The 20,678-nt window shown below is 65.3% G+C and carries 20 protein-coding genes; 11 read left to right on the top strand and 9 right to left on the bottom strand.

The genetic code is table 11. The annotated features are described in order from the left end of the window. Positions 1–102 precede the first annotated feature (102 nt). Positions 103–885: a WecB/TagA/CpsF family glycosyltransferase gene (locus D2N39_RS07970; RefSeq protein ID WP_119134236.1), complete on the top strand. Its 783-nt coding sequence runs from the start codon at positions 103–105 to the stop codon at positions 883–885. Positions 886–888: 3 nt separating this feature from the next. Here the strand turns inward: D2N39_RS07970 and D2N39_RS07965 are convergent, their stop codons facing one another. After that, positions 889–1,842: a glycosyltransferase gene (locus tag D2N39_RS07965; protein WP_119134235.1), complete on the bottom strand. Its 954-nt coding sequence runs from the start codon at positions 1,840–1,842 to the stop codon at positions 889–891. Positions 1,843–2,169: 327 nt separating this feature from the next. Here D2N39_RS07965 and D2N39_RS07960 point away from each other — a divergent pair, with 327 nt between their 5' ends. Both D2N39_RS07960 and D2N39_RS07955 read left to right on the top strand, forming a co-directional pair. Further along, a complete protein-coding gene (locus tag D2N39_RS07960) occupies positions 2,170–3,051 on the top strand; it encodes a P-loop NTPase (protein ID WP_158589793.1) in 882 nt (293 codons plus the stop codon). Between the two features lie 6 nt (positions 3,052–3,057). Further along, the gene (locus tag D2N39_RS07955; protein ID WP_119134233.1) at positions 3,058–4,332 is read left to right on the top strand and encodes a Wzz/FepE/Etk N-terminal domain-containing protein; all 1,275 of its coding nucleotides are present in this window, start codon (positions 3,058–3,060) and stop codon (positions 4,330–4,332) included. A gap of 69 nt (positions 4,333–4,401) precedes the next feature. Here D2N39_RS07955 and D2N39_RS07950 read toward each other — a convergent pair whose 3' ends face one another. The 3 genes from D2N39_RS07950 to D2N39_RS07940 all read right to left on the bottom strand — a co-directional run bounded on the left by D2N39_RS07950 (position 4,402) and on the right by D2N39_RS07940 (position 7,215). Then, positions 4,402–5,103 carry a sugar transferase gene (locus D2N39_RS07950; protein ID WP_119134232.1) on the bottom strand — a complete coding sequence of 234 codons (702 nt, stop codon included), beginning with the start codon at positions 5,101–5,103 and terminating at the stop codon, positions 4,402–4,404. 421 nt (positions 5,104–5,524) lie between these two features. Then, positions 5,525–5,770 carry a hypothetical protein gene (locus D2N39_RS07945; RefSeq protein ID WP_119134231.1) on the bottom strand — a complete coding sequence of 82 codons (246 nt, stop codon included), beginning with the start codon at positions 5,768–5,770 and terminating at the stop codon, positions 5,525–5,527. A gap of 107 nt (positions 5,771–5,877) precedes the next feature. Further along, positions 5,878–7,215, bottom strand: a complete 1,338-nt coding sequence (locus D2N39_RS07940; RefSeq protein WP_119134230.1) for an oligosaccharide flippase family protein — start codon at positions 7,213–7,215, stop codon at positions 5,878–5,880. A 115-nt stretch (positions 7,216–7,330) separates the two neighbouring features. Between D2N39_RS07940 and D2N39_RS07935 the strand changes: the two genes are divergently transcribed. Beyond that, a complete protein-coding gene (locus tag D2N39_RS07935; protein ID WP_119134229.1) occupies positions 7,331–8,530 on the top strand; it encodes a glycosyltransferase in 1,200 nt (399 codons plus the stop codon). Further along, a complete protein-coding gene (locus D2N39_RS07930; RefSeq protein WP_119134228.1) occupies positions 8,523–9,311 on the top strand; it encodes a glycosyltransferase family protein in 789 nt (262 codons plus the stop codon). The genes D2N39_RS07935 and D2N39_RS07930 overlap by 8 nt, the downstream gene beginning before the upstream one ends. Before the next feature lie 91 nt (positions 9,312–9,402). On the opposite strand, the gene D2N39_RS07925 is transcribed toward D2N39_RS07930, so the two are convergent. Both D2N39_RS07925 and D2N39_RS07920 read right to left on the bottom strand, forming a co-directional pair. Next, positions 9,403–10,059 carry a peroxiredoxin gene (locus D2N39_RS07925; RefSeq protein ID WP_119134227.1) on the bottom strand — a complete coding sequence of 219 codons (657 nt, stop codon included), beginning with the start codon at positions 10,057–10,059 and terminating at the stop codon, positions 9,403–9,405. 195 nt (positions 10,060–10,254) lie between these two features. After that, the gene (locus tag D2N39_RS07920; protein ID WP_119134226.1) at positions 10,255–11,154 is read right to left on the bottom strand and encodes a glycosyltransferase family 92 protein; all 900 of its coding nucleotides are present in this window, start codon (positions 11,152–11,154) and stop codon (positions 10,255–10,257) included. Positions 11,155–11,340: 186 nt separating this feature from the next. Between D2N39_RS07920 and D2N39_RS07915 the strand changes: the two genes are divergently transcribed. The 6 genes from D2N39_RS07915 (at position 11,341) to D2N39_RS07890 (ending at position 18,446) form a co-directional block, all read left to right on the top strand. After that, positions 11,341–12,786: an aldehyde dehydrogenase family protein gene (locus D2N39_RS07915; protein ID WP_119134225.1), complete on the top strand. Its 1,446-nt coding sequence runs from the start codon at positions 11,341–11,343 to the stop codon at positions 12,784–12,786. A gap of 57 nt (positions 12,787–12,843) precedes the next feature. Next, positions 12,844–13,521 carry a 5'-methylthioadenosine/S-adenosylhomocysteine nucleosidase gene (locus D2N39_RS07910; protein WP_119134224.1) on the top strand — a complete coding sequence of 226 codons (678 nt, stop codon included), beginning with the start codon at positions 12,844–12,846 and terminating at the stop codon, positions 13,519–13,521. 89 nt (positions 13,522–13,610) lie between these two features. Further along, positions 13,611–15,587, top strand: coding sequence for an oxidoreductase (locus D2N39_RS07905; RefSeq protein ID WP_119134223.1), 1,977 nt, complete (start codon positions 13,611–13,613; stop codon positions 15,585–15,587). A 75-nt stretch (positions 15,588–15,662) separates the two neighbouring features. Continuing rightward, on the top strand, positions 15,663–17,612 hold the full coding sequence (locus tag D2N39_RS07900; protein WP_119134222.1) for an AI-2E family transporter: 1,950 nt from the start codon (positions 15,663–15,665) through the stop codon (positions 17,610–17,612). Between the two features lie 25 nt (positions 17,613–17,637). Beyond that, positions 17,638–18,030 (top strand): glycine zipper domain-containing protein, encoded by a 393-nt coding sequence (locus D2N39_RS07895; RefSeq protein ID WP_119134221.1) that lies wholly within the window; start codon positions 17,638–17,640, stop codon positions 18,028–18,030. Continuing rightward, a complete protein-coding gene (locus D2N39_RS07890) occupies positions 18,030–18,446 on the top strand; it encodes a hypothetical protein (protein ID WP_119134220.1) in 417 nt (138 codons plus the stop codon). The genes D2N39_RS07895 and D2N39_RS07890 overlap by 1 nt, the downstream gene beginning before the upstream one ends. Here the strand turns inward: D2N39_RS07890 and D2N39_RS07885 are convergent. From D2N39_RS07885 to D2N39_RS07875, 3 genes are read right to left on the bottom strand one after another with little or no spacing between them, the layout of a single operon-like run. Beyond that, complete coding sequence (locus D2N39_RS07885) at positions 18,443–19,093, bottom strand: RluA family pseudouridine synthase (protein ID WP_119134219.1); 651 nt, start codon at positions 19,091–19,093, stop codon at positions 18,443–18,445. The genes D2N39_RS07890 and D2N39_RS07885 overlap by 4 nt on opposite strands. Then, complete coding sequence (locus tag D2N39_RS07880; protein ID WP_119134218.1) at positions 19,093–19,989, bottom strand: homocysteine S-methyltransferase family protein; 897 nt, start codon at positions 19,987–19,989, stop codon at positions 19,093–19,095. Before D2N39_RS07880 ends, D2N39_RS07885 begins: the two co-directional genes overlap by 1 nt. Positions 19,990–19,992: 3 nt before the next feature. Further along, the gene (locus D2N39_RS07875) at positions 19,993–20,616 is read right to left on the bottom strand and encodes a LysE family translocator (RefSeq protein ID WP_119134217.1); all 624 of its coding nucleotides are present in this window, start codon (positions 20,614–20,616) and stop codon (positions 19,993–19,995) included. Positions 20,617–20,678 lie beyond the last annotated feature (62 nt).

Here is a 20,678-nt window from a genome sequence, read left to right as displayed (position 1 = left end):
AACAGAGTGTTTTTGACACAGCCACGACTCCGGCCCCCGCGCCGGGGTGAATGCCCGGCGATTCCGTGATACCGCTAGGCCTCCCTTTATCGAGTAGATGCCGTGCAATTCACCATAGCCGATACCACCCTTGCCGTGAACGTGCCGCATGCGGCGGGCCTTTTGTCCGCCGTGCGCGAACGGCTGGCGCTGCGTCAGGGCTTTGCACTTGCCACGATCAACCTTGACCATCTGGTGAAGCTGCGCAGTGACCCGGCCTTCCGCGCTGCCTATGCCGCCCAGGATTTCGTCGTGGCGGATGGCAACCCGATTGTCTGGCTGTCGCGGCTGGCGCGGCGGCCGGTCGATCTGGTGCCGGGGTCTGCCATGGTGGCGCCGCTGGCACGGCTGGCCGCGCAGGCCGGGGTGAAAATCGCGCTCCTCGGCTCTACGCAGGAGGCGCTCGACGCCGCGGCCGAAGCCCTGAAGCTTGAGGTGCGCGGCCTGGACGTCGCCCTGACCATCGCCCCGCCCATGGGCTTTGATCCAGCCGGAGAGGAAGCCACACGCTATCTGCGCATGATGGAAACCGCCGGGATCGGGCTGTGCTTCCTTGCCCTTGGCGCACCCAAGCAGGAAATCCTTGCCGCGCGCGGCCGCGAACTGGCGCCGCATGTCGGTTTTGCAAGCATCGGCGCGGGGCTGGATTTTCTGGCCGGAACGCAGGTGCGGGCACCCGACTGGGTGCAGAACATGGCGATGGAATGGGCGTGGCGCATGCTGGGTGATCCGCGCCGGCTGGTGCCACGCTACTGGGCCTGCGCCAAGCTGTTGCCGGACGAGGCGCGCAAGGCGCTGGCCCTTCGGAATGCCCGGAAAGGCGGCACTGCGCAAAACCTGCTGTAGCCGCTATTTGTATTCGATCAGCCCGCGCCGCTTCCCCGTCAGCCGCCCGAGGTGATAGCCGATCACCCCCTGCGCTTCGGGCAGTTTGCCCAACACGGTGAAAAGCGCGGCCTCCAGCCCCATCCGCGGGGCGAGCCGCACCACCTGCGCTGGCCAGAGGCCAAGGATCAGCCAACCCGCCGGATGCCACAACCCGGCCAGCAGCGCCGCCAGTGGCACCCCCGCCCCCCAGATCAGTGCCCGGCGCGTCTCGTGCCGCCAATGCCCTTCCGGGCCGGCACGGTGGCGCCACGCCCCCTCGGCAAAGGCATGACCCGCCCGCCGGGTGCGGCGCCACCACTGGCCAAACCGGGTCATGGCGGCATCATGCAGCGTCATCTCGGCCTCCAGCCGCCAGATGCGCCCTCCGGCGCGACGCAGGCGCAGGCACAGGTCGGGCTCTTCCCCGGCGATGAGGGACGGATCGTAGCCGCCCACCGCCGCCACCGCCGCGTGGCGCATCAGCGCATCCCCGCCACAGGCGGCTGCCTCGCCCACAGGGGTATTCCACTCCCGGTCACACAGGCGGTTCCAGACCGAGGTTTCTGGAAACCGCTCGCGTCGCCTGCCGCAGGCCACGACAACATCGGGATGGTCGCGCAGGAAGGCTGCCGCCGTGGCGATCCAGTCAGGACGCAATTCGCAATCGCCATCGACGAACTGCACGAAGTCCGGCGGATCGTTGGCCAGCCGTGCCAGCCCGGCGTTGCGGGCCCGCGCGGCGGTAAAGGGTTGCGTCATGTCCAGCGCCACCACCTCGGCCCCGCGCGCCTCTGCTGCTGCCACGCTGCCATCGGCGGAGCCGCTGTCCACATAGACCAGCCGCCGGACACGGCCCGCGAGGCTGTCGAGGCAGGCGATCAGCCGCGCGCCTTCATTGCGCCCGATCACCACCGCATCCACCAGATCACCGGCCATCCGCCCCTCGCATCCGCCTGCCGGAAAACCGGCCCATGACCGAGACTTGCGCGCAACGCCGCCTGCCTGCAAGCCCCCGCCGCCCTTTCATTTTCCGCACAATTCTGCTAGCCATTCAGGACTGGGCGGGGGCCCGGACGAATCCGGTCAGGTGCTGTTTCGCAGCACAGGGATCGGCACTATATCCGGTTCACCGGCTCGCCTTGCATCGGGCCGACCCTTAACCGCAGCCCCGGTGGCTGCATGGCCCGGAGCCCGCTGCGACCGATGACGACACACAGGATATTGGTCCCACAGCACATTGTGCGTGCAGATATTGGGCCAGGGATGCGTAAGGACAACGATTTTACCGCGCGGCTTGAGCCTGACCTGCCCCCCCGGCCGGGGGCCATTGCGCTGTTCCGCCCCCGGACGACGGAACTGGCACGGCTTGCCCCGCGCGCCGAGACCATTCAGGTCGTGCCCGCCGCAACCGAGCCGCGGCACGATCCGCTCAAGGTGTGGGAATCACTGGGCAAGACCGTTCTGAACCCTGATTTTCTGGCCGGAAACGGTGTTTTCGCACATGCGGAACAAAACCCGGTCACCGCACAATTCGACATTCTGCGCACCCGCGTCTGGCAGGCGATGCAGGAGCGCGGCTGGAAACGCATCGCCGTAACCTCGCCCACCCATGGCTGCGGCAAGAGCCTCGTGGCGGCCAATCTGGCGCTGGCACTGGCGCGGCTGCCGGGATGTCGCACCGTGCTGATGGATCTGGAACTGCGCCACCCCGATCTGGCGCGGCTGTTCGGCGTGCAATGCGGCCCGCTGCACGAGGTTCTGACCGGCGAACAACCGCTGGAATCGCATCTGCGCCGCGTCGGCGACCGGCTGGCGCTGGCGCTGAACGGCGAAGCGGTTGCAGCGGGGTCGGAAACGCTGCTTGATCCGCGCAGCGCCGGAACGCTGAAGGCAATCGTGGATCACCTGGACCCGTCGGCGGTGGTCATCGACCTGCCGCACGCGCTTGGCAATGACGATGTGATCTCGGTGCTGCCACAGGTGGATTGCGTGCTGCTGATCGCCGACGCCACCCGCACCAGCGCCGAGGATGTCCGCGCCTGCGAACGCCTGTTCGAGGGCCGTGTGCCGCTGATGGGAGTTGTGCTGAACCGCGCCGATGACGGCCGCCGCCGCCGCTATCGCTATGGCAAGGGAAAAAGGTAGATCTGCATGGGACCGATCCAGAGCGTCGAGGAATTCCTGAGCCTGCTGCGCCGTCGCCGCTTGCTGATTGCTGCCGTGGTGCTGTTCGGCGCCATCGTTTCGTTCATGGTGGGTGTTACCCGGCCCAAGACCTATGAAACCGGCGCAGTGATTCAGGTGGAAAGCCCGGTAATCGACGGGCAGGAACAGAATGCCGGCGCACAGTCGGCCCGCGTCCTGCAAGTGATCGAACAGCGGCTGACCACACGCGAAAACCTTGCCGCGATGATCGAACGCCACAACCTGTTCGGCGGCGATGCAGCCGGCCTGCCACTGGACAAGCAGATTTCGGCGCTGCGCGCCTCGATCACCTTCCAAAGCATCGCCTCGGCCGCACAGCAGAACTTCGGTGCGCCAACCACGGTTTCGGCACTGATGATCACGACGCGGCTGGACGATCCAGAAAAGGCGGCGCGGGTGGCCAACGATCTGGCGCAAAGTGTGCTGGACATGTCTGTCGCACGACAAACGAACCGCGCCATGGATACGGTGCGCTTTTTCCAGGCTGAGGAAGCGCGCGTGTCACAGGAGATCGTGGCACTGGAGGCGGAAATCGCCAGTTTCAAGAATGCCAATCCGGCCGCGCAGGCGGGCACCGTCGCCACAACCGACCGCGCGGCACTGGACAGCGATCTGCGTCGCCTGACGCAGGATCTTCTGGCGGTTCAGGGCGAACGCAGCGCGCTGGAAGGCAAGGATCGGCTGCGCGAGACCGACCGACGCCGCATTGACGAGCTGAAGGTGCAGGAAGGTGTGCTGCAAAGCCAGCAGGTTGCCTTGCAGGCCCAGCGCGCGGCACTGGAACAGCAGGCGGCACAGGCGCCCGAGGTAGAGCGCCAGCTTTCGGCCTATGCGCGTCAGTTGCAGCAATTGCAAAGCCAGTATGACCTGATTTCGGCCCGAAAGGCCGAGGCGGATACCGCGCTGCGGCTGGAAGAGGAAAACCACGCCGAGCATTTCTCGCTACTGGAACGTGCCATCGCGCCCGCCTATGCAACGGGCGGTGGCGGGCGCAAGATCGCGCTGGCCGGTGCCGTCTCCAGTGTGATCCTCGGCATCGCACTGGCGTTTCTGATGGACCTGCTGAACCCCGTCCTGCGTTCTGCACGGCAGATGGAGCGCGAGCTGGACATCCGCCCGGTCATCACCCTGCCCGTGCTGAACCTGCATCCCGCCGCATCCGACCCCTGGATCACCCGCATGTGGCACAGATTGCGCCGCTACCAGCTTCGCAGCAGCTAAGCCCCCTGACAGGAAAACCCCGCATCGGTCCGATGCGGGGTTTTTTCGATCCTTCAGGGCGGTCAGTGATCAGTAGCCAGTGCCGTTCATCACCACACCCACGGTGCGCAGCATGATCTTCGCGTCGTTCACCAGCGACAGATCCCGTTCATATTGCGCATCGAACTCGGCACGCGCCTCAAAGGTGGTGCGATTACGACCCGCCGTCTGCCAAAGCCCGGTGATCCCCGGACGCAGCGCATAATAGGCCGTGCCCGGATACAGCGCCTGCTGGTTCAGCATCATCGGACGCGGACCGACAAGGCTCATGTCGCCAATCAGCACATTCCAGAGTTGCGGCAGTTCATCGAGCGAGCTTTTGCGCAGAAACCGGCCCAGCGGCGTGACGCGCGGATCGTTCTTGAGCTTTTGCGTCTCGTCCCATTCGATCCGCGCGTCGGGATTGGCAGCGAGATACTGGCTCATCCGTGCATCCGCATCGCTGACCATGGAGCGCAGCTTCCACATGCGGAAGGCCCGCCCCTGATGACCGACACGTTGTTGTGAATAGAAAGCATGCCCGCCGTCGCGGGTGACAACCACGGCCAGCGCCGCCACCAGCGGCACGATGATCGGAGCAGCCAGCAGCACAGCGCCCACATCAATGGTGCGTTTCAGCACACGCCGATAAATGCCGCGCCGTGACGCGGCAATCGTGGCCGGCGGCAAGACGATCCGGCCATCCAGTGCACCTGTGGCAGCCGCCTGAAGGCGAGGCAGTCCAATAGTCATTGTTCGTCACCCGTCAACAAAGCTCTGACACTCCAGACGAAACCTGGTCAGACCGCCAGAATGGCGGCCCGCGCAATACGGCAAGACCCATGTGTTTCGCAGAACATCGCAAGCACTCAGAAGTAACGCCCCCAATTTGCATTTTACCGGGGACAGCCCCCGATTGGCGACTGCAATCGCTGAAATTAGGGTTCTGTTAATTGAGTTTTGAGGGGGAAATTTTGCCGCATTGCCGCCCCAATGATGCCACAAATCAGAAAACACAACCCTGGGGAGATATCGTTTCAGATTGGCCGGTAGGAAGGCTTCAGGTGATTCGCACGCCTGCCCCTACGTCACTCACCGCAAACGCAAAAGAGACGCCTGCCCAAACCGGACGGTGGCGTGTTTGCGGCATTGCGGAACTGTTTCCAGAAAGGATTCAGGCGGTATGTGCGCTTTGCGTATGGACCGGGCTCGATTGCCCCACAGGATAGCCTGCCGAAACCGCCGGATGACGGGACGGGGTAGAACGCAGCATGGCAAGACAGACGAACGCCAATATGCCCGCGATTCCTGCCAACGGATACAGCACGATGGCCAGAATAACGGATTCTGCCGCGATCAGACCCCAGAGCACACCGCCAAACCCGGCCAGCACACCGCAAAGGAGCATTCCGATCAACATGGCGCCATCCTCACTACTGCCCGACCGCATCCTGCGACCTGCATTCACCGTGTTGGCGAATTGCGGCCAAAACAGGGCATGACTTCAGCAGTTTGACGGCAAGGCAGTCAGATCCAAAAAATCTCGGCGTGATTGGCCCAGAGCGCGGCAAGCGCCAAAGCTGCGGCAAGGCTGAAGAACACCACATCGTGCAGCGCATCCCAGGCCCGGTGACGCCGCGCCAGCCAGACCAGCAAAGGATGCATCGCCAGATAGGCCAGCGCCTGTCCGGCCAGCGCGCCGCCCAATCCCCAATACGCGGCACCGGCGAGGAAGGCCCCGCTTTGCGCAGCCGCGCGGGCGGCCATCACCCAGAAATAGCTGCGGGCATCGCCCGCCGCGAGCGCGGATTGATCATAGGTCATCCCCACGACCAGCGGCATCTGGGCGCAGGCGATCATCACGACAATGATCCCGGCCTGTGCATATCGCGCGTCATACAGCACATGCACCAACGGCTGTCCGGCAAAGGCCATCACCGCCAACAGCGTCAGGATGCCGCCCGTCAGCCCGAATCGCAGACGCCTCAGGCGGGCAAAGTTCTGGGGCGCGGCTGCGGGATGCTGGTCTCGGTAGATCGGGATCAGGATGCGCGAGGTGACAGCCCCGGCCAGCAGAACCGGAAAGGAGGCGAGGAAATAGCCGATGTTGTAGACGCCCAATTCGTCCAGCCTGAGAAAGGCCCCGAGGATGGCCTTGTCGCCTTGCGACAAAAGAAAGCCGCAGGCTGTGGAGAGGAAGATCCACTTGCCGAAATGGATCAGCTCCCGCCCCGCCTCCGGCTCCCATCGCAGGTGGTTGCGAGGGCCGGGCAGCAGGAAATGCGTCAGCGCCAGCTTGGCGACCGAGCCAACCATCGCCCCCAGCACCAGCGCCCAGACCGATGGCCAGATCAGTGCCAGAACCACCATGGCCACGATGCCGACACTCTGCGCCGTCAGATCCAAAGCTGTCAGCCGACCAATCAGCAGATGGCGGTTTGCCGTCTCGATCCGCGTCGGGTTGAAACCGGCGATCAGCAGCGTCAGCCCGGCCGCGGGCAGCAAAGCCGCAAGATCGGGGGCTTCGTAGAACCGGGCGGCAGGCCATGCCAGCGCACAGGTCGCCAGCCACAGGATCAGGCCGCGCCCGACCTGAAGGCTCCATGCCGTGTCCAGAAAGGCCGGGTCATCCCCGCGCGGACTGCGCGAAATGGCGGGGCCGATTCCAACATCGGAAAACATCGCCAGACCGACCAGAAACACGGAAACCAGCGCCATCAGCCCGAACGCCTCGGGGAACAGCAAGCGTGTCAGGATGAGGTTGGAAGCAAGCCGCAGCGCCTGCGTAATCGCATAAGACCCCGCAGTCAGGGCCGATCCACGCATCACGCGGGCGAACAGGCTGGATCGGGCCGCTTCGGTCATGGCGCGACCCTAGGCGGGGGCCTCGATCCGGTCAATCGCGCCATTCTTCGGCCACAAGCTTATGCCAATAGGGTAGGAAATCTGGACACACCCTTTGCAGACCCCGGCCGCACCCGTGAAAATCGCCTACCTTGTGAACACCTATCCCCGTGCCTCGCACACTTTCATCCGACGCGAGATTCAGGCGCTGGAGCGGCTGGGCTTCACCGTGCACCGCTTCGCCATGCGATCTGATCGCGCCATGCTGAACGACCCGGACGACAAGGCCGAGGATCTGCGCACCGAGCATGTGCTGGAACGGGGCAAGCTTTCGCTTCTTGCTGCGGCTTTGGGCTGGATGCTGCGCCATCCCTTCCGCGCGGCGCAGGCAGTCTCGGCCGCGCTGCGCATGGGCGCGCGCGCCTGCACCCGGAACAAACATCTGGTCTATCTGATCGAGGCAGCCTTTCTGGCCGGGCGCTGCAAGGATCTGGGGATCGCGCATCTGCACGCCCATTTCGGCACGAACCCCGCCACTGTTGCCCATCTGTGCCGGCTCCTTGGCGGGCCGCGCTGGTCTTTCACGACCCACGGCCCAGAGGAATTCGATGCCCCCGTGGCCCTGTCGCTGGGCGAAAAGGTGGCGGGCGCAGAATTTGCTGTGGCGGTGTCCTCGTTCGGGCGCAGCCAGTTGTGCCGCTGGGCCGCACTGGAGCACTGGCCCAAGATCAAGGTCGTGCATTGCGGCATCGAAACCAGGCATTTCCCCGCCCCGGCCCCGATCCCGCCCAAGCTGCGGCTGGTGGCTATCGGGCGCTTCTTTGAACAGAAGGGCTTTCCCCTGCTTATCGAGGCGGTGGCGCAGGCGGCGCGGCAACATCCGGGGCTGCATCTGACACTCGTGGGAGACGGCGAATTGCGCGGCGAGATCGAAGCGCGGATCGAAAGCCTGACGTTGCGCCGCCATGTCACTCTCAGCGGCTGGAAGACCGGCGCGCAGGTCCGCGAGGAACTGGCGGCGGCGCAGGCATTGATCCTGCCCTCCTTCGCCGAGGGGCTGCCGGTCGTGGCGATGGAGGCGATGGCGGCCGGACGCCCTGTCATCGCCACCGCCATCGCGGGCCTGCCGGAACTGGTGACGCCCGATACCGGCTGGCTGGTGCCCGCGGGGGATGTGGGGGCACTGGTCTCTGCCATCGGCACATTGGCGGAAACCCCACCCGAGCGCCTCGCTTCGATGGGGGTGGCTGCGCGTTACCGCGTTTTTGCACGGCATAATGTGGATACCGAGGCCGGACGGCTGGCCCTGCTGATCCGGGGCGTGACCAATGGCTGAACGCCTTGTTGTCGCGGCGGCCTGTTCATCGCCGGAGATCCTTGGGGCCAATCTGGCCCGCTCGCCCCTGCTGGGCGCAGGCGTGGCGCTGCACGAGGAATGGAATGCCGCTTCAGCCGCGCAGGCCTATAACCGTGCGCTGGATGCGACCACAGCATCCGTGGTCATCCTTGCCCATCAGGACGTCTATTTCCCCGCGGGCTGGGAGCGTCTGCTGGCCACCCGCATTGCTGAGGTGGCGACGGCCGATCCGAACTGGGGCTTGATCGGGGCCTTCGGCGTCGGATTGGACGGGGCGCATATCGGGCCGGTCTGGTCGTCCTCGCTGGGCATGATCGTGGGGCGCGTGCCCATGGCCCCTGTGCCGGTGCAAAGCTTCGATGAAATGGTGATCGTGCTGAACCGCGCCTCGGGCCTGCGCTTCGACGAATCCCTGCCGGGCTGGCACATGTATGGCACCGACATCGTGACGCAAGCGCGGGAACGCGGGCTGGGTGCATGGGCCGTCGGCCTGCCCTGCATCCACAATGATCGCTATCACGAGGCGCTGGGGCCGGATTATGTGGACTGCTACCGCGCGATGCAGCGGAAATGGTCGGCTCGGCTGCCATTGGTGACACCGATCACCAAGATCAGCCGGTCAGGCCTGCATCTGCGGCGCGACCTGTGGCGGGCGCGACGCTCTGCCGGCTTCAGGGCCGGTATGGCAGTAGGAACGGAGATCGCCGCCGAAGATCTGGCCCGGCGCTGCGGCTGGCTGGATCTGGGCGCCTCGGCCTGAACTGGCACGGATGGCGGACGCCTTTCGAGTATTTAGGCAAGAAGCAAGGGCAAGCCCCGCAGCGCAATACCACTGCGGGGCTTTTTCAGGCTCAGTTCTGCGGTTTGGCGAAGCGCAGATAGGGCAGCTTGATGTCGATCTCGCCGAATTTCTCTTTCGCCTGCGCATCGTTGAGGCTCAGCGCGACGATGACATCCTGACCGGGCACCCAGTTGGCCGGGGTGGCGACCGGCACGCCATCGGTGGCCTGCACGGCGTCGAGGGCGCGCAGGATTTCCGCGAAGTTGCGGCCAACCGACATCGGGTAAGACATCGTCAGGCGGACCTTCTTGTCCGGCCCCACGATATAGACGGTGCGCACGGTGGCGGTGTTTGCCGGGGTGCGACCTTCGGTCGGCAGGTAATAATCGGCCGGCAGCATGTCATAGGCCTTGGCGACGGTCAGCGAGGTGTCGTCGATGATCGGGAAATCGGCGGGCGAGCCGGCGAAAGCCTCGATGTCGCGCTTCCATTTCTGGTGTTCCTCGACCGAATCCACCGAAACACCGATGACCTTGGTGTTGCGCTTGGCAAACTCGCCCGAAAGCTGCGCCACGGCGCCAAATTCGGTGGTGCAGACCGGCGTGAAATCGCGCGGATGGCTGAAGATGATACCATAGCTGTCGCCCAGCCAGTCGTGGAACCTGATCGTTCCGGCCGTGCTTTCAGCGGTGAAATCGGGGGCGGTGTCGTTGATGCGGACGGACATGGTTTCCTCACATGACAATTGCTGAATGTGAGATAGGAGATTCGCCCCGCCGATACACCCCCTTTTCCGCATCTGCGGCAAAAAGGACTGCCGGTTGCCGATCCGGCAGGGTTTCGGAACATCAATCCGGCAGCGTGCGCGCCTGCCCTGCCCCGTTCAGGCAGGGCGGCGGCAGCGATCATATTGTTCCGCCGTTCAGAGCGGGCCGCCGCTGCGGGCAAGGAAATCTGCGGCGGCGGTATCTTGCACCTCGTCAGCCTCGATGGCGGCGACCTTGCGCATGACGCGGCGCAGATGATCGGCGTCGGGGGTGGTCAGGTTGGGACCGCGCGCGATCTTGGCGCGCAACTCGCTGTCGGATCGGGTGTAGTAGTGGTTAAGCTGGATGTGATCGGCGGAATAAAAACTGCGGTCGGTGCGGCTGCGGTTGGTGAAGGCCTCGCCCCGGTCGTTGCAGGTGATACCGCCGCCGGTTTCGATCTCATGCACCTTCAGCGCCGTCACCGCGCAGGGATCAACAATCATCTTGAAGTTACGCAGGCCTTTGGCCTCGCTCATCGGGTCGGGGTTGCGGCGGGTGTAATTGGGCAGAACGCCGCCCTCCGGCGGTTCAACATGGCCAGAGCGGCCAAACATGTGCCAGGGCAGGCTGATATTGGCGCAGCCTTCCAGATGCGCCAGCGCCTCGGGCAGCGAGGCGGCCTGTTTCGGGACGAGAAATTCATCGACGTCGATGAAGCTCATCCACCGATAGCGGCCACCGAAATTGCGGACGGCATGGGCATAGGCCAGCACCTGATTGTGGATCTCCAGCCCGCGGCGGGTGTCGCGCAGCTTCTGGTCCCAGGGGATGATGCTGGCCAGATCGCCGACCGCCTGTTCCAGAGCCGCCAGCGTGCCGTCGGTGGAGCCATTGTCGTAGACATGGATATGCGCCACGCCCGCGCGCTGGTGAAAGCGCGCCCATTCGCCGATGTGGCGCGCTTCGTTACGCACGATCAGCACCAGCGCAAGCCCCTGCCGACCGGGCAACGGGGCGGGCGGCGTGAGGCCGAGGCTGGTGATGCTGCGCGTGCGTGACAGGAATCCGAACATGGCCCTTCCTATCAGCCCGCGCAGCCCGGTGCAAAACCCTGCGAGCGACAGGATTTGTCGCGCCGGGGCTTTCACCCGTCTTGCTGGCTGATAAACTGGGCTGAACCGCATGGGGAAATTTGATCAAATTTTCCTTGCTGATCCGCGCGCCCGGCCTATGATCGCGGCGACCACCCGGAGGATACCATGATCGAGAAACGCGACTTCTATATCGATGGCGGCTGGGTCGCCCCGCTGGCCCCCAATGACTGTGCGGTCATCGACCCTTCCACCGAAGAGCCCTGTGCGGTGATCTCGCTGGGCACGGCGGCCGATTGCGACCGCGCGGTGGCTGCTGCGAAAACTGCCTTTGAAAGCTGGTCGGTCACTCCCCCGGCAGAACGCCGCGCCTATGTGGCGAAGATCCTTGCCGAATACGAAAAGCGCGCCGAGGAAATGGCGCAGGCGATCAGCATGGAAATGGGTGCGCCGATCAAGCTGGCACGCGAAAGCCAGGCACCCTGCCTGCCGTGGCACCTGTCGAACTTCCTGACGGCCTTCGACGAAATCGAATGGGTGCGCCCGCTGGGACCGCATGCGCCGAACGACCGGATTGCGCTGGAACCGATTGGCGTCGTCGGCCTGATCACGCCGTGGAACTGGCCGATGAATCAGGTCACGCTCAAGGTCATTCCGGCGCTGCTGGCGGGCTGCACCTGCGTGCTGAAACCCTCGGAAGAGGCGCCGCTGTCCTCGATGCTGTTCGCCGAATTCTGCCATGATGCGGGGCTGCCTGCGGGCGTGTTCAATCTGGTGAACGGCGATGGCATGGGTGTGGGCACCCGCCTGTCGGAACACCCGGATGTCGAGATGATTTCTTTCACCGGCTCTACCCGTGCGGGCCGCGCCATCAGCAAGGCCGCGGCCGAGACGCTGAAGCGTGTGACGCTGGAACTGGGTGGCAAGGGCGCCAATCTGATCTTCGCCGATGCCGATGAAAAGGCGGTGGAACGCGGCGTGCGGCACATGATGAACAACTCGGGCCAGTCCTGCAACGCGCCCTCGCGCATGCTGGTGGAACGCTCGGTCTATGACCGGACGGTGGAAAAGGCTGCGGAAGTCGCGGCCTCGATCGAGGTCGGCCCGGCTTCGGCCGAAGGCCGCCACATCGGCCCGGTGGTGAACAAGCGTCAGTGGGAGCAGATTCAGGGCTATATCCAGAAGGGCATTGAGGAAGGCGCGCGGCTGGTGGCGGGGGGTCTTGGCCGGCCCGAGCATCTGAACCGCGGCTTCTACGTCAAGCCCACCGTCTTTGCCGATGTCACCCCCGGCATGACCATCGAGCGCGAGGAAATCTTTGGTCCGGTGCTGAGCATCATCCCCTTCGACACCGAAGAGGATGCGGTGCGCATCGCCAATGACACGCCCTATGGCCTGACCAATTATGTGCAAAGCGGCGATGGCGCGCGACGCAACCGTCTCGCGCGGCGGCTGCGGTCGGGCATGGTCGAGATGAACGGCAAGTCGCGCGGCGCCGGTTCACCCTTCGGCGGGGTAAAGGCGTCAGGGCGCGCGCGCGAGGGCGGTCACTGGGGGATCGAGGAATTCCTTGAGGTCAAGGCAATCTCCGGCTGGGACAGCGACGCCGACTGATTGACCGCGCGCGTTGAAACGGCCACCTTCCGGGGGCCGTTTCAGAAAGTTCCTGCCATGATCCATCCCCTGCCCGGCCCCTCTGGCCAGACTGTCGAGCTGACCCGCATTGCCGGTCTCAACGTGCTGTTCGTGATGGCGGCCGAGGCGGAATATGGCCCGCATCTGGCGGCGCTGTTCCGCCCGCTGCTCTGCGGTATCGGCCCGGTGGAGGCGGGGGTGACGCTGACCCGCGCGCTGGGGGTGTTTCTGGCACAGGGCACGCTGCCCGATCTGGTGGTCTCGCTCGGTTCCGCCGGATCGGCGCGGTTGCACAAGACGGGCGTGTATCAGGCCACCAGTGTCAGCTGGCGCGACATCGACGCCTCGGCGCTAGGGTTTCCGAAGGGCATCACCCCGCTGTCGGGCCTGCCAGCCACGCTGCCTCTGCCCCTGCGCATTCCCGGCGTGCCGGAGGCGAGCCTGTCGACAGGCGCCAATGTGGTTTCTGGCGCCGCCTATCAGACCATCCCCGAGGATATGGTGGACATGGAAACCTGGGCGGCGCTGCGGGCCTGTCAGGGCTTTGACGTGCCGCTGATCGCGTTGCGCGGGATTTCCGACGGCGACAAGGAGTTGGAGGGCGTGCACGACTGGCACGAATATCTGCATGTCGTCGATGAACGGCTGGCCGAGGCGGTCGGCTTGCTGACACAGGCGCTGGAAACCGGCGGAATGGCAGCCCTGCGGCCCTGAGGTCGCATTTGCGCCCTTCCGATGTCGCCCCCGGCAGACGCAGGCGGCAAAGGCTGCGGCTAGGCTGACCCCAGCCAAGGAGCCACGCCATGACCCAGCACCCCCGCCTGATGTCGCCGCTGACCCTGCGGGGGCAGACCCTGCGCAATCGCATCGTCTTTGGTGCCCATACCAACAACATGGCCGAGATGGGCCTGCCCGGCGCACGCACGCATGGCTATCTGCTGGAACGCGCGCTTGGGGGCGCCGCGATGATCGTGTGCGAGCCGGTGCCGCTGCATCGGACCGGGGTGCTGACGCGCGGCAATTTCCTGCATGGCTCGGACGAGGTTATCAAGCCGTTCCAGCGGATTACCGAAGATGTGAAGGCGGCTGGATCGGTGATCCTGCAACAGCTTTACCATGTCGGGGCGCATGGCGATTCCGACCTGAGCTTTGCGCCGCACTGGTCACCCTCGGGCGGGCCGAGCTATCACGACAGCGACGGCTCGCACCGCATGACAGAGGCCGAGATCGAAGAGATCATCGCGGCCCATACCGCCGCCGCGATCCGCTGTCAGAAGGCGGGCTTTCAGGGGGTGGAGGTCTGGGCTGCCTATCACTCGCTGCTGGATCAGTTCTGGACGCCATGGTCCAATACCCGTGATGACAAATGGGGCGGCAGCCTTGAAAACCGCACCCGCCTGTCGCGGTTGGTGATCGAGAACATCCGCCGCGCCTGTGGCGAGGATTTCATCATCGGGCTTGCGGTGTCGAGTTCCGATGCCCACAGCGTCACGCTGTCGAATGAATCGCTGTGCGAAATCTTGGCGCTGCATGATGCGACCGGCCATGTCGATTACGTCACCGTCGGCCATGGCGGCTATCTGGATTTTGAACGGCTGATCCCGACTTTCTTCTTCGCTGACAAGATGACCGCGCCGGTCACCGAACAACTTAAATCGGTGATGAAACATGCCAAAATCACGTCGGAGGCGCATATCCGCACACCCGATAATGCGGAATCGGTCATCGCCTCGGGGCAGGCAGATCTTGTGTCCATTGTGCGCGGGCAGATCGCCGACCCGCATCTGGCGCGCAAGACGGCCGAGGGGCGGGCGGGCGATGTGCGGGGCTGCATTTCCTGCAACCAGATGTGCTGGGGGCGGCGGTCGCGGGACTACTGGATTTCCTGTCTCATCAATCCTTCCGCGGGGCGCGAATTCGAATGGGGTGGCGACCGCTTCACCCCGGCCGAGGTGCCGCGCGACGTGCTGGTGGTGGGCGCCGGCCCGGCGGGACTGGAGGCCGCGCGGGCGGCAGCGGAACGCGGCCACCGGGTCGAGATTGTGGAGGCCTCGGGCCAGATCGGCGGGCAGTTCCGGCTGGCAGGGATGCAGCCACGACGTGCGCAGATCCTTGACCTGATGGAGTGGTATGAACGCCAGTTCGACCGGCTGGACGTGCGCCTGCGGCTGAACACCTATCTGGACGAGGATGACCTTGCCACCCATCCGGCGACCGAGGTGATCCTTGCCACCGGCTCGCTGCCCGATCCCGAGGCCCGGCAGCGCTGGCTTCCGGCCGAGCCACAATTGCCAGGGCTGGAGGCGGGGCACGTCTGGTCGCCGGAAGAGGTGATGCGGCGCGAGGCGCGGCTGGGCGATACGGTGATGCTGTATGACGAGGGGGGCAACTGGCGCGGGGTCGGTACGGCGCTGGCGCTGGCGGAACAGGGGAAGAAGGTAATCCTTGTCACCCCCGATGCCTATGTCGGGAAAGAGGTCACCCGCACCTCCGCCGATGGTCCGGCGCGAGCCCGGCTGGCACGAGCGGGGGCAGAATTCCATACCGAACACGTCATTGCCCGCTGGCACGGCAATGGCGCGACGATCCGCAGCTTGCTGACCGGGGCCGAAGTCACTCTGCCCACCTCGGCGCTCGTGATGGCGACGACCAATATCGCCTTCGATCCCTTCCCCGAAACGCTGCCGGGGAAACGCCTGCACCGGATTGGCGATTGTGCCGCGCCACGACTGGCGGCCTATGCCTTCCACGAAGGGCGCAAGGTGGCGCTGACGCTCTGACAGAGCTTGACGAACGGGAACCGCAGCGCCAGCCTTGGCGTTGTATCCGGTAGTCCGCTACCCGTCAGGTGCCCCATGCCGAATTCCGCGCTGCGCCTTGCCGCAGCCACGCCCCGGACAGATGCGGAGGAGGTGCCGCAGGCACGGCGCATCACCCTGCCGGGCCTTGCCACGATCACCGCTGTCGCGGCAGTGCTTTATGTCGGGCAGGCGGTATTTCTGCCGCTGGCCATTGCCATGCTGTTAACCTTCGCGCTGTCGCCGCTGGTCAATCGCATCCGGCGGCGAGGGGTTCCGCTGACCGCCTCGGTTCTGGTGGTGGTGTTTCTGGCCTTCACCCTCATCGGGGCGTTTTCACTGGTGGTGGCGGGGCAGCTTTCGACACTGGCCCGCAACTTGCCGGAATTTCAGGCCAATATCATCACAAAACTGGAAGGATTGCAGGAACAGGGCGACCGGCACGGCATCATCGCACGGGTGACCGGCATGGTTACCGCGATCAATGACGAGATCAGCACCGCCCTGCCGGGTGACGAGGGCGCGGAAGCCGCCGACCCAACCCCTCTCAAGGTTCAGGTGGTTGAGCCGCAAAGCCCGGTCGCCATGTTGCAGGATCTGGTGCTGCCGTTGGTCAGCCCCATCGCCACCACCGGCCTTGTCATCGTGGTCGTGGTCTTCATGCTGCTGGAACGCGAGGAATTGCGCGACCGATTCATTCGGCTGATCGGCTCGAACGATCTGCACCGCACAACGCAGGTGCTGGAGGATGCCGGATCGCGCGTCGCCAGCTATCTGCTGATCCAGTTGCTTGTGAACATCATTTACGCCCTGCCCATCGGGATCGGGCTGTGGCTGATCGGGGTGCCCAATGCGCTGCTTTGGGGGTTGCTGACGCTGGTTCTGCGCTTCGTGCCCTATATCGGTTCGGTCCTGTCGGCGGCCTTCCCGCTGTTTCTGGCTTTCGCGGTCAGCCCCGAATGGTCTGCACTGCTGTGGACCGCGGCGCTGTTCATTGCAGTGGAACTGATTACCTCGAATGTGATCGAGCCATGGCTTTACGGCTCGCGGACAGGTGTTTCGCCACTGGCCATCATTGTCAGCGCGATCTTCTGGACATGGATCTGGGGGCCGCTTGGCCTTGTGCTGTCAACGCCGCTGACCGTGTGCCTTGTCGTGCTGGGTCGTCATATCCCACAGTTCGAGCTGTTCGACATCCTGTTCGGAGACGAGCCCGTTCTGGCCCCCCATGCCCGGCTTTACCAACGCTGGCTGGCGGGGGACGCGATCGAGGCTACCTTCCGCGCCGAAGAGGCGCTGGAGCATGACTGGCTCTCCGATTACTACCGTGATGTCGGGCTCCCTGCGCTGATGATGGCGCAGGCGGACTGGTCGCGCGGGGTGCTGTCGGGCGAACAGGAAGCACGACTGGCCCGCGTGGCGATGACCATGATCGGGGATCTTCAGGTGGTCATCGAAGAGGAGCTGGATGAGGCGCGCGCCGAGAGCGATGCCGAACCGCTTCTGGCCGAGGGGCGCCGTATCCTGTGCATTGGTGGCCGATCGGCACTTGATGACGTCTCTGCCGCGATGCTGGCGCAGGCTTTGGCCGCGGAGGGAGCCGAGGCCGCGCATCACCCGCATACCGATCTGTCGCCCTCGCGCCTGAAGGCGCTGGACCCCGGCGCGCAGGATTGCGTTGCACTGTGCTTTCTTGATCCGTCTCCCTCGCGCGCTTCGCTTCTGCATGTGCGCAGGCTGAAACGGGCGCATCCCGGCCTGCGGGTGGGGGTGGTGCTGTGGCAGATGCCCGAAGGCTTGCCGCCCGATGCCGGATGGCGCCTGATCGGCAAGGCCGACCCCGAGAAACTGGCCGAGGCCGAGGAAATCGGCGCCGATTTCGTGGCCACCGCGATGGAACCGGCGATGCTTGGAAGCGTTTCCAAGGTAGAAGCCCGCATCCTGCCAGAGACCGCACGGGCAAAACCGCGACCGCGCAGCCGCAAGGTTGCGGCATCGACGACATGAAATTTCAGGAGAAGAGGAAGATTCCATGGCCCGCAACACCGCTCAAGCCGCCGCCAATGCCGTGAACGAGGCCGCCAGCGCCGCCGAGGATGCGCTCGCCGGGTCCGAAGGTGCACGTCTGGAAGGCCAGATCGCAGATCTGCGCGCCGATCTGGCGCGTATCGCACAGACGCTCGCCGATTTCGGGGCCGCACAAGGGGCCGCTGTCGGCGAGACGGTGAAGGAAGAGGCCGAAAAACTGCGCGCCAAGGGCGAGGCTACGGCGGCGAAGCTCGCCGATCAGGGCCGCGCAGCCAAGGCGCAGGCCGAACAGGGCCTCGCCGATCTGGAAGATGAAATCCGCGCCCATCCCCTGAAGGCTGCGGGCATCGCAGCGCTGGCGGGGCTGTTCCTTGGCCTGCTGCTGGGCCGGCGCTGATGCTTGGCCTGTTGCGGCTGGCGGCCGGGGCTGCTTCTGCCAATGCGGCGGCGCAGGCAGGACAGGCCCTGCGCCGGGCGCTGCTGATGTTGGTGGCCGCATTGCTGGCGCTGATCGCGCTCGGGTTTCTGACCGCCGCCGCATGGGTCGCGCTGGATCGCTGGCAAGGGCCGGTCGTGGCCTCGCTGATAATGGCGGGAGGGTTCCTGATCCTTGCGCTGATTGCCGCACTTACGGTAACGCTGGGCGGTAAGCGGCATCGCCACCGCAAGGTTGAGGCTGAACTGGCCGCGCGCCAGGCCGAAATGGCCGCGCTGCTGGGCACCGGGGCCGAGGCCCTTGGCAAGGCCCCCATGGTCACCATGGGTGGCGCTTTCCTTGCCGGGTTGCTGTTGGCGCTGAGGATCAGGCGCTAGAACGGCACCGGGGCGCTGAAGGTCTGACTTTTGCCGGTTTCCGGGTGACGGAGACGCAGACTTTCGGCGTGCAGCATCATGCGCGGATAATCCAGCGCCTCGCCTGTGGCATAGATCGGGTCGCCCAGAATGGGGTGGCCAAGCTCCAGCATATGCACCCGCAACTGGTGGCTGCGCCCGGTCTGCGGCATCAGCCGCACGCGCGTCGTCTTGCCGTCATGGCGCTGCACCCGCCAGTCCGTGATTGCGGGCTTGCCCTGTTCGTGGTTCACATGCTGCCGCGGGCGGTTGGGCCAGTCCACACAGAGCGGCAGGTCCACCGTGCCCTCTTTCGGTTTCAGATGACCCCAGAGCCGCGCCATGTAGACTTTCTTCGTCTGCCGCTTTTCAAACTGCTGGCCCAGATTGCCCTGCGCCGCCTTGTTCAGCGCAAAGACCATCACCCCAGACGTATCGCAATCCAGCCGGTGCACCAGCAGCACCTCGGGGAAGGCCCCCCGCAGGCGTTCGATCAGGCAATCTTCCTTGCCGGGGTCTTTTCCCGGCACCGACAGCAGACCGGCAGGTTTGTCCACGATCAGAATGGCGCTGTCGTGATGCAGGATCGACAGCGGCACATCGGGCGGATTGTATTCATAGGGCGGCATCAGACGATCTCGTGACCCTCGGCCCGCAGGCGACGGGCCAGTTCCGCGATATGCGCCGGGCCGACATCGCAGCAGCCCCCGACGATGCTGGCGCCCTGCGCAACCCATCCCATTGCAAAATCCGCATATTTTTGCGGCGTCAAATCGTGGCGATGGGTCAGTTCGGCCACGGTCGGCGCGTCTTCCAGAAACCCGTCCGAAATGTGGGTGAACCCATTTGCATAGGCTCCGAACGGCGGGCCGAAGCTGCCCAGCACGGAAAGCGCATCGCCCATCGCCTCGGGGACGGAACAATTCGCCAGAACGGCGGCAGGGCGATACTGCGCCACCAACGGCGCCAGATCGGTCAGCGGCTCGCCCGAGCGCAGGCGATCGCCCTGCCGGTCATGGACCGAGACCGACAGCCACACCGGCTTGCCCGCCTGCACCGCCCCTTTCAGCGCGCCTTCGGCCTGCGCGACGGTGGAGAGTGTCTCCAGAAGGATGAAATCCACCTTCGGGGCCAGAAGGCGCGCGACCTCGGCCACTTTCGGCGCGGCCTCGTCCACCGGCAGGACCACATCGTCGCGGTAGGTGGCGACCAGCGGGCCGATGGACCCGGCGATGCGCCCCGATCCATGCGCGGCGCGGGCGGCCTCTGCCGCCTCCAGCGCCGCCATGTGCAGCGCGGCGAATTGCCCATCCAGCCCGAAGCGTTCCAGCCGGTCGTGATGAATGGCATAGGTATTGGTGGTGGCGATGGTGGCCCCTGCGGCGAAGTAATCGTCGTGGATGGCCCGCACCAGTCCCGGATGATCCAGCATCACCCGCGTCGCCCACAGCGGCGTCGGATCGTCGCCCGACCGCGCCACCAGTTCCTGCCCCATGCCGCCGTCAAGCAGCGCGATCTGTGCCATGGTTCACTCCCACACCAGCCGGGCGGCAAGTCCGCCGAACATCACGGCCGCCACCTTGTTCAAGACGCCCATCCGGCGGCCCAGCGCCTGACCGGCCCAGCCCGCCAGCGCGCCATAGCTGCATGTAATCAAGGTGCCGGTGAATGTGAACAGCACGCCCAGCACAAGGATTTGCTGCCAGACCGGGCCGCGCGCCGGATCGGTGAACTGTGGCAGGAAGGCGATGACGAACAGCGCCACCTTCGGGTTGAAGGCATTGGTCAGAAACCCGCGCCATAGTGCGCGCAGGGGGCTGGCGATGCCACGCCCCGCCTCGGTGGCTGGTCCGGCAGTCCAGCTTTTCCACGCCAGCCACAGAAGATAGGCCGCGCCCAGCCATTTCAGCGCCACCAGCGCGCCGGGATGCGCCGCGACCAAGGCGCTGACCCCGGCCGCCGCCAGGCCGACATGCCAAAGCCCGCCCAACCCGACGCCCAGCCCTGCCACTGCCCCCGCGCGCGGCCCGCCTGCCATGCCCGAGGCGGTGGCGAAGATCACATCCGCGCCGGGCGTCAGGTTCAGCACGATCCCGGCGGCCAGAAAAGCCGCAAGTTCGGGCGCGGGGATCAGGGCAAGCAGGTCGAACATCCGGGCCTCCTCTGGGCGCTGTTACCGCCACAGTCGGGCTGTGTCAGGCGGAAGGCAAGGCC

It is taken from the genome of Gemmobacter lutimaris (assembly GCF_003570715.1).
GTDB classification, from domain to species: domain Bacteria; phylum Pseudomonadota; class Alphaproteobacteria; order Rhodobacterales; family Rhodobacteraceae; genus Gemmobacter; species Gemmobacter lutimaris.
This window is presented reverse-complemented; position numbering and strand designations above follow the sequence as displayed.

Bases quoted from the DNA above. Each gene is read 5' to 3' on its own strand.
- D2N39_RS07895 (WP_119134221.1), top strand. From the start codon at position 17,638: ATGGCCCGCAACACCGCTCAAGCCGCCGCCAATGCCGTGAACGAGGCC.
- D2N39_RS07880 (WP_119134218.1), bottom strand. From the start codon at position 19,989: ATGGCACAGATCGCGCTGCTTGACGGCGGCATGGGGCAGGAACTGGTG.
- D2N39_RS07910 (WP_119134224.1), top strand. From the start codon at position 12,844: ATGATCCATCCCCTGCCCGGCCCCTCTGGCCAGACTGTCGAGCTGACC.
- D2N39_RS07940 (WP_119134230.1), bottom strand. From the start codon at position 7,215: ATGACCGAAGCGGCCCGATCCAGCCTGTTCGCCCGCGTGATGCGTGGA.
- D2N39_RS07920 (WP_119134226.1), bottom strand. From the start codon at position 11,154: ATGTTCGGATTCCTGTCACGCACGCGCAGCATCACCAGCCTCGGCCTC.
- D2N39_RS07950 (WP_119134232.1), bottom strand. From the start codon at position 5,103: ATGACTATTGGACTGCCTCGCCTTCAGGCGGCTGCCACAGGTGCACTG.
- D2N39_RS07925 (WP_119134227.1), bottom strand. From the start codon at position 10,059: ATGTCCGTCCGCATCAACGACACCGCCCCCGATTTCACCGCTGAAAGC.
- D2N39_RS07955 (WP_119134233.1), top strand. From the start codon at position 3,058: ATGGGACCGATCCAGAGCGTCGAGGAATTCCTGAGCCTGCTGCGCCGT.
- D2N39_RS07900 (WP_119134222.1), top strand. From the start codon at position 15,663: ATGCCGAATTCCGCGCTGCGCCTTGCCGCAGCCACGCCCCGGACAGAT.
- D2N39_RS07915 (WP_119134225.1), top strand. From the start codon at position 11,341: ATGATCGAGAAACGCGACTTCTATATCGATGGCGGCTGGGTCGCCCCG.
- D2N39_RS07965 (WP_119134235.1), bottom strand. From the start codon at position 1,842: ATGGCCGGTGATCTGGTGGATGCGGTGGTGATCGGGCGCAATGAAGGC.
- D2N39_RS07945 (WP_119134231.1), bottom strand. From the start codon at position 5,770: ATGTTGATCGGAATGCTCCTTTGCGGTGTGCTGGCCGGGTTTGGCGGT.
- D2N39_RS07905 (WP_119134223.1), top strand. From the start codon at position 13,611: ATGACCCAGCACCCCCGCCTGATGTCGCCGCTGACCCTGCGGGGGCAG.
- D2N39_RS07885 (WP_119134219.1), bottom strand. From the start codon at position 19,093: ATGCCGCCCTATGAATACAATCCGCCCGATGTGCCGCTGTCGATCCTG.
- D2N39_RS07930 (WP_119134228.1), top strand. From the start codon at position 8,523: ATGGCTGAACGCCTTGTTGTCGCGGCGGCCTGTTCATCGCCGGAGATC.
- D2N39_RS07875 (WP_119134217.1), bottom strand. From the start codon at position 20,616: ATGTTCGACCTGCTTGCCCTGATCCCCGCGCCCGAACTTGCGGCTTTT.
- D2N39_RS07960 (WP_158589793.1), top strand. From the start codon at position 2,170: ATGCGTAAGGACAACGATTTTACCGCGCGGCTTGAGCCTGACCTGCCC.
- D2N39_RS07890 (WP_119134220.1), top strand. From the start codon at position 18,030: ATGCTTGGCCTGTTGCGGCTGGCGGCCGGGGCTGCTTCTGCCAATGCG.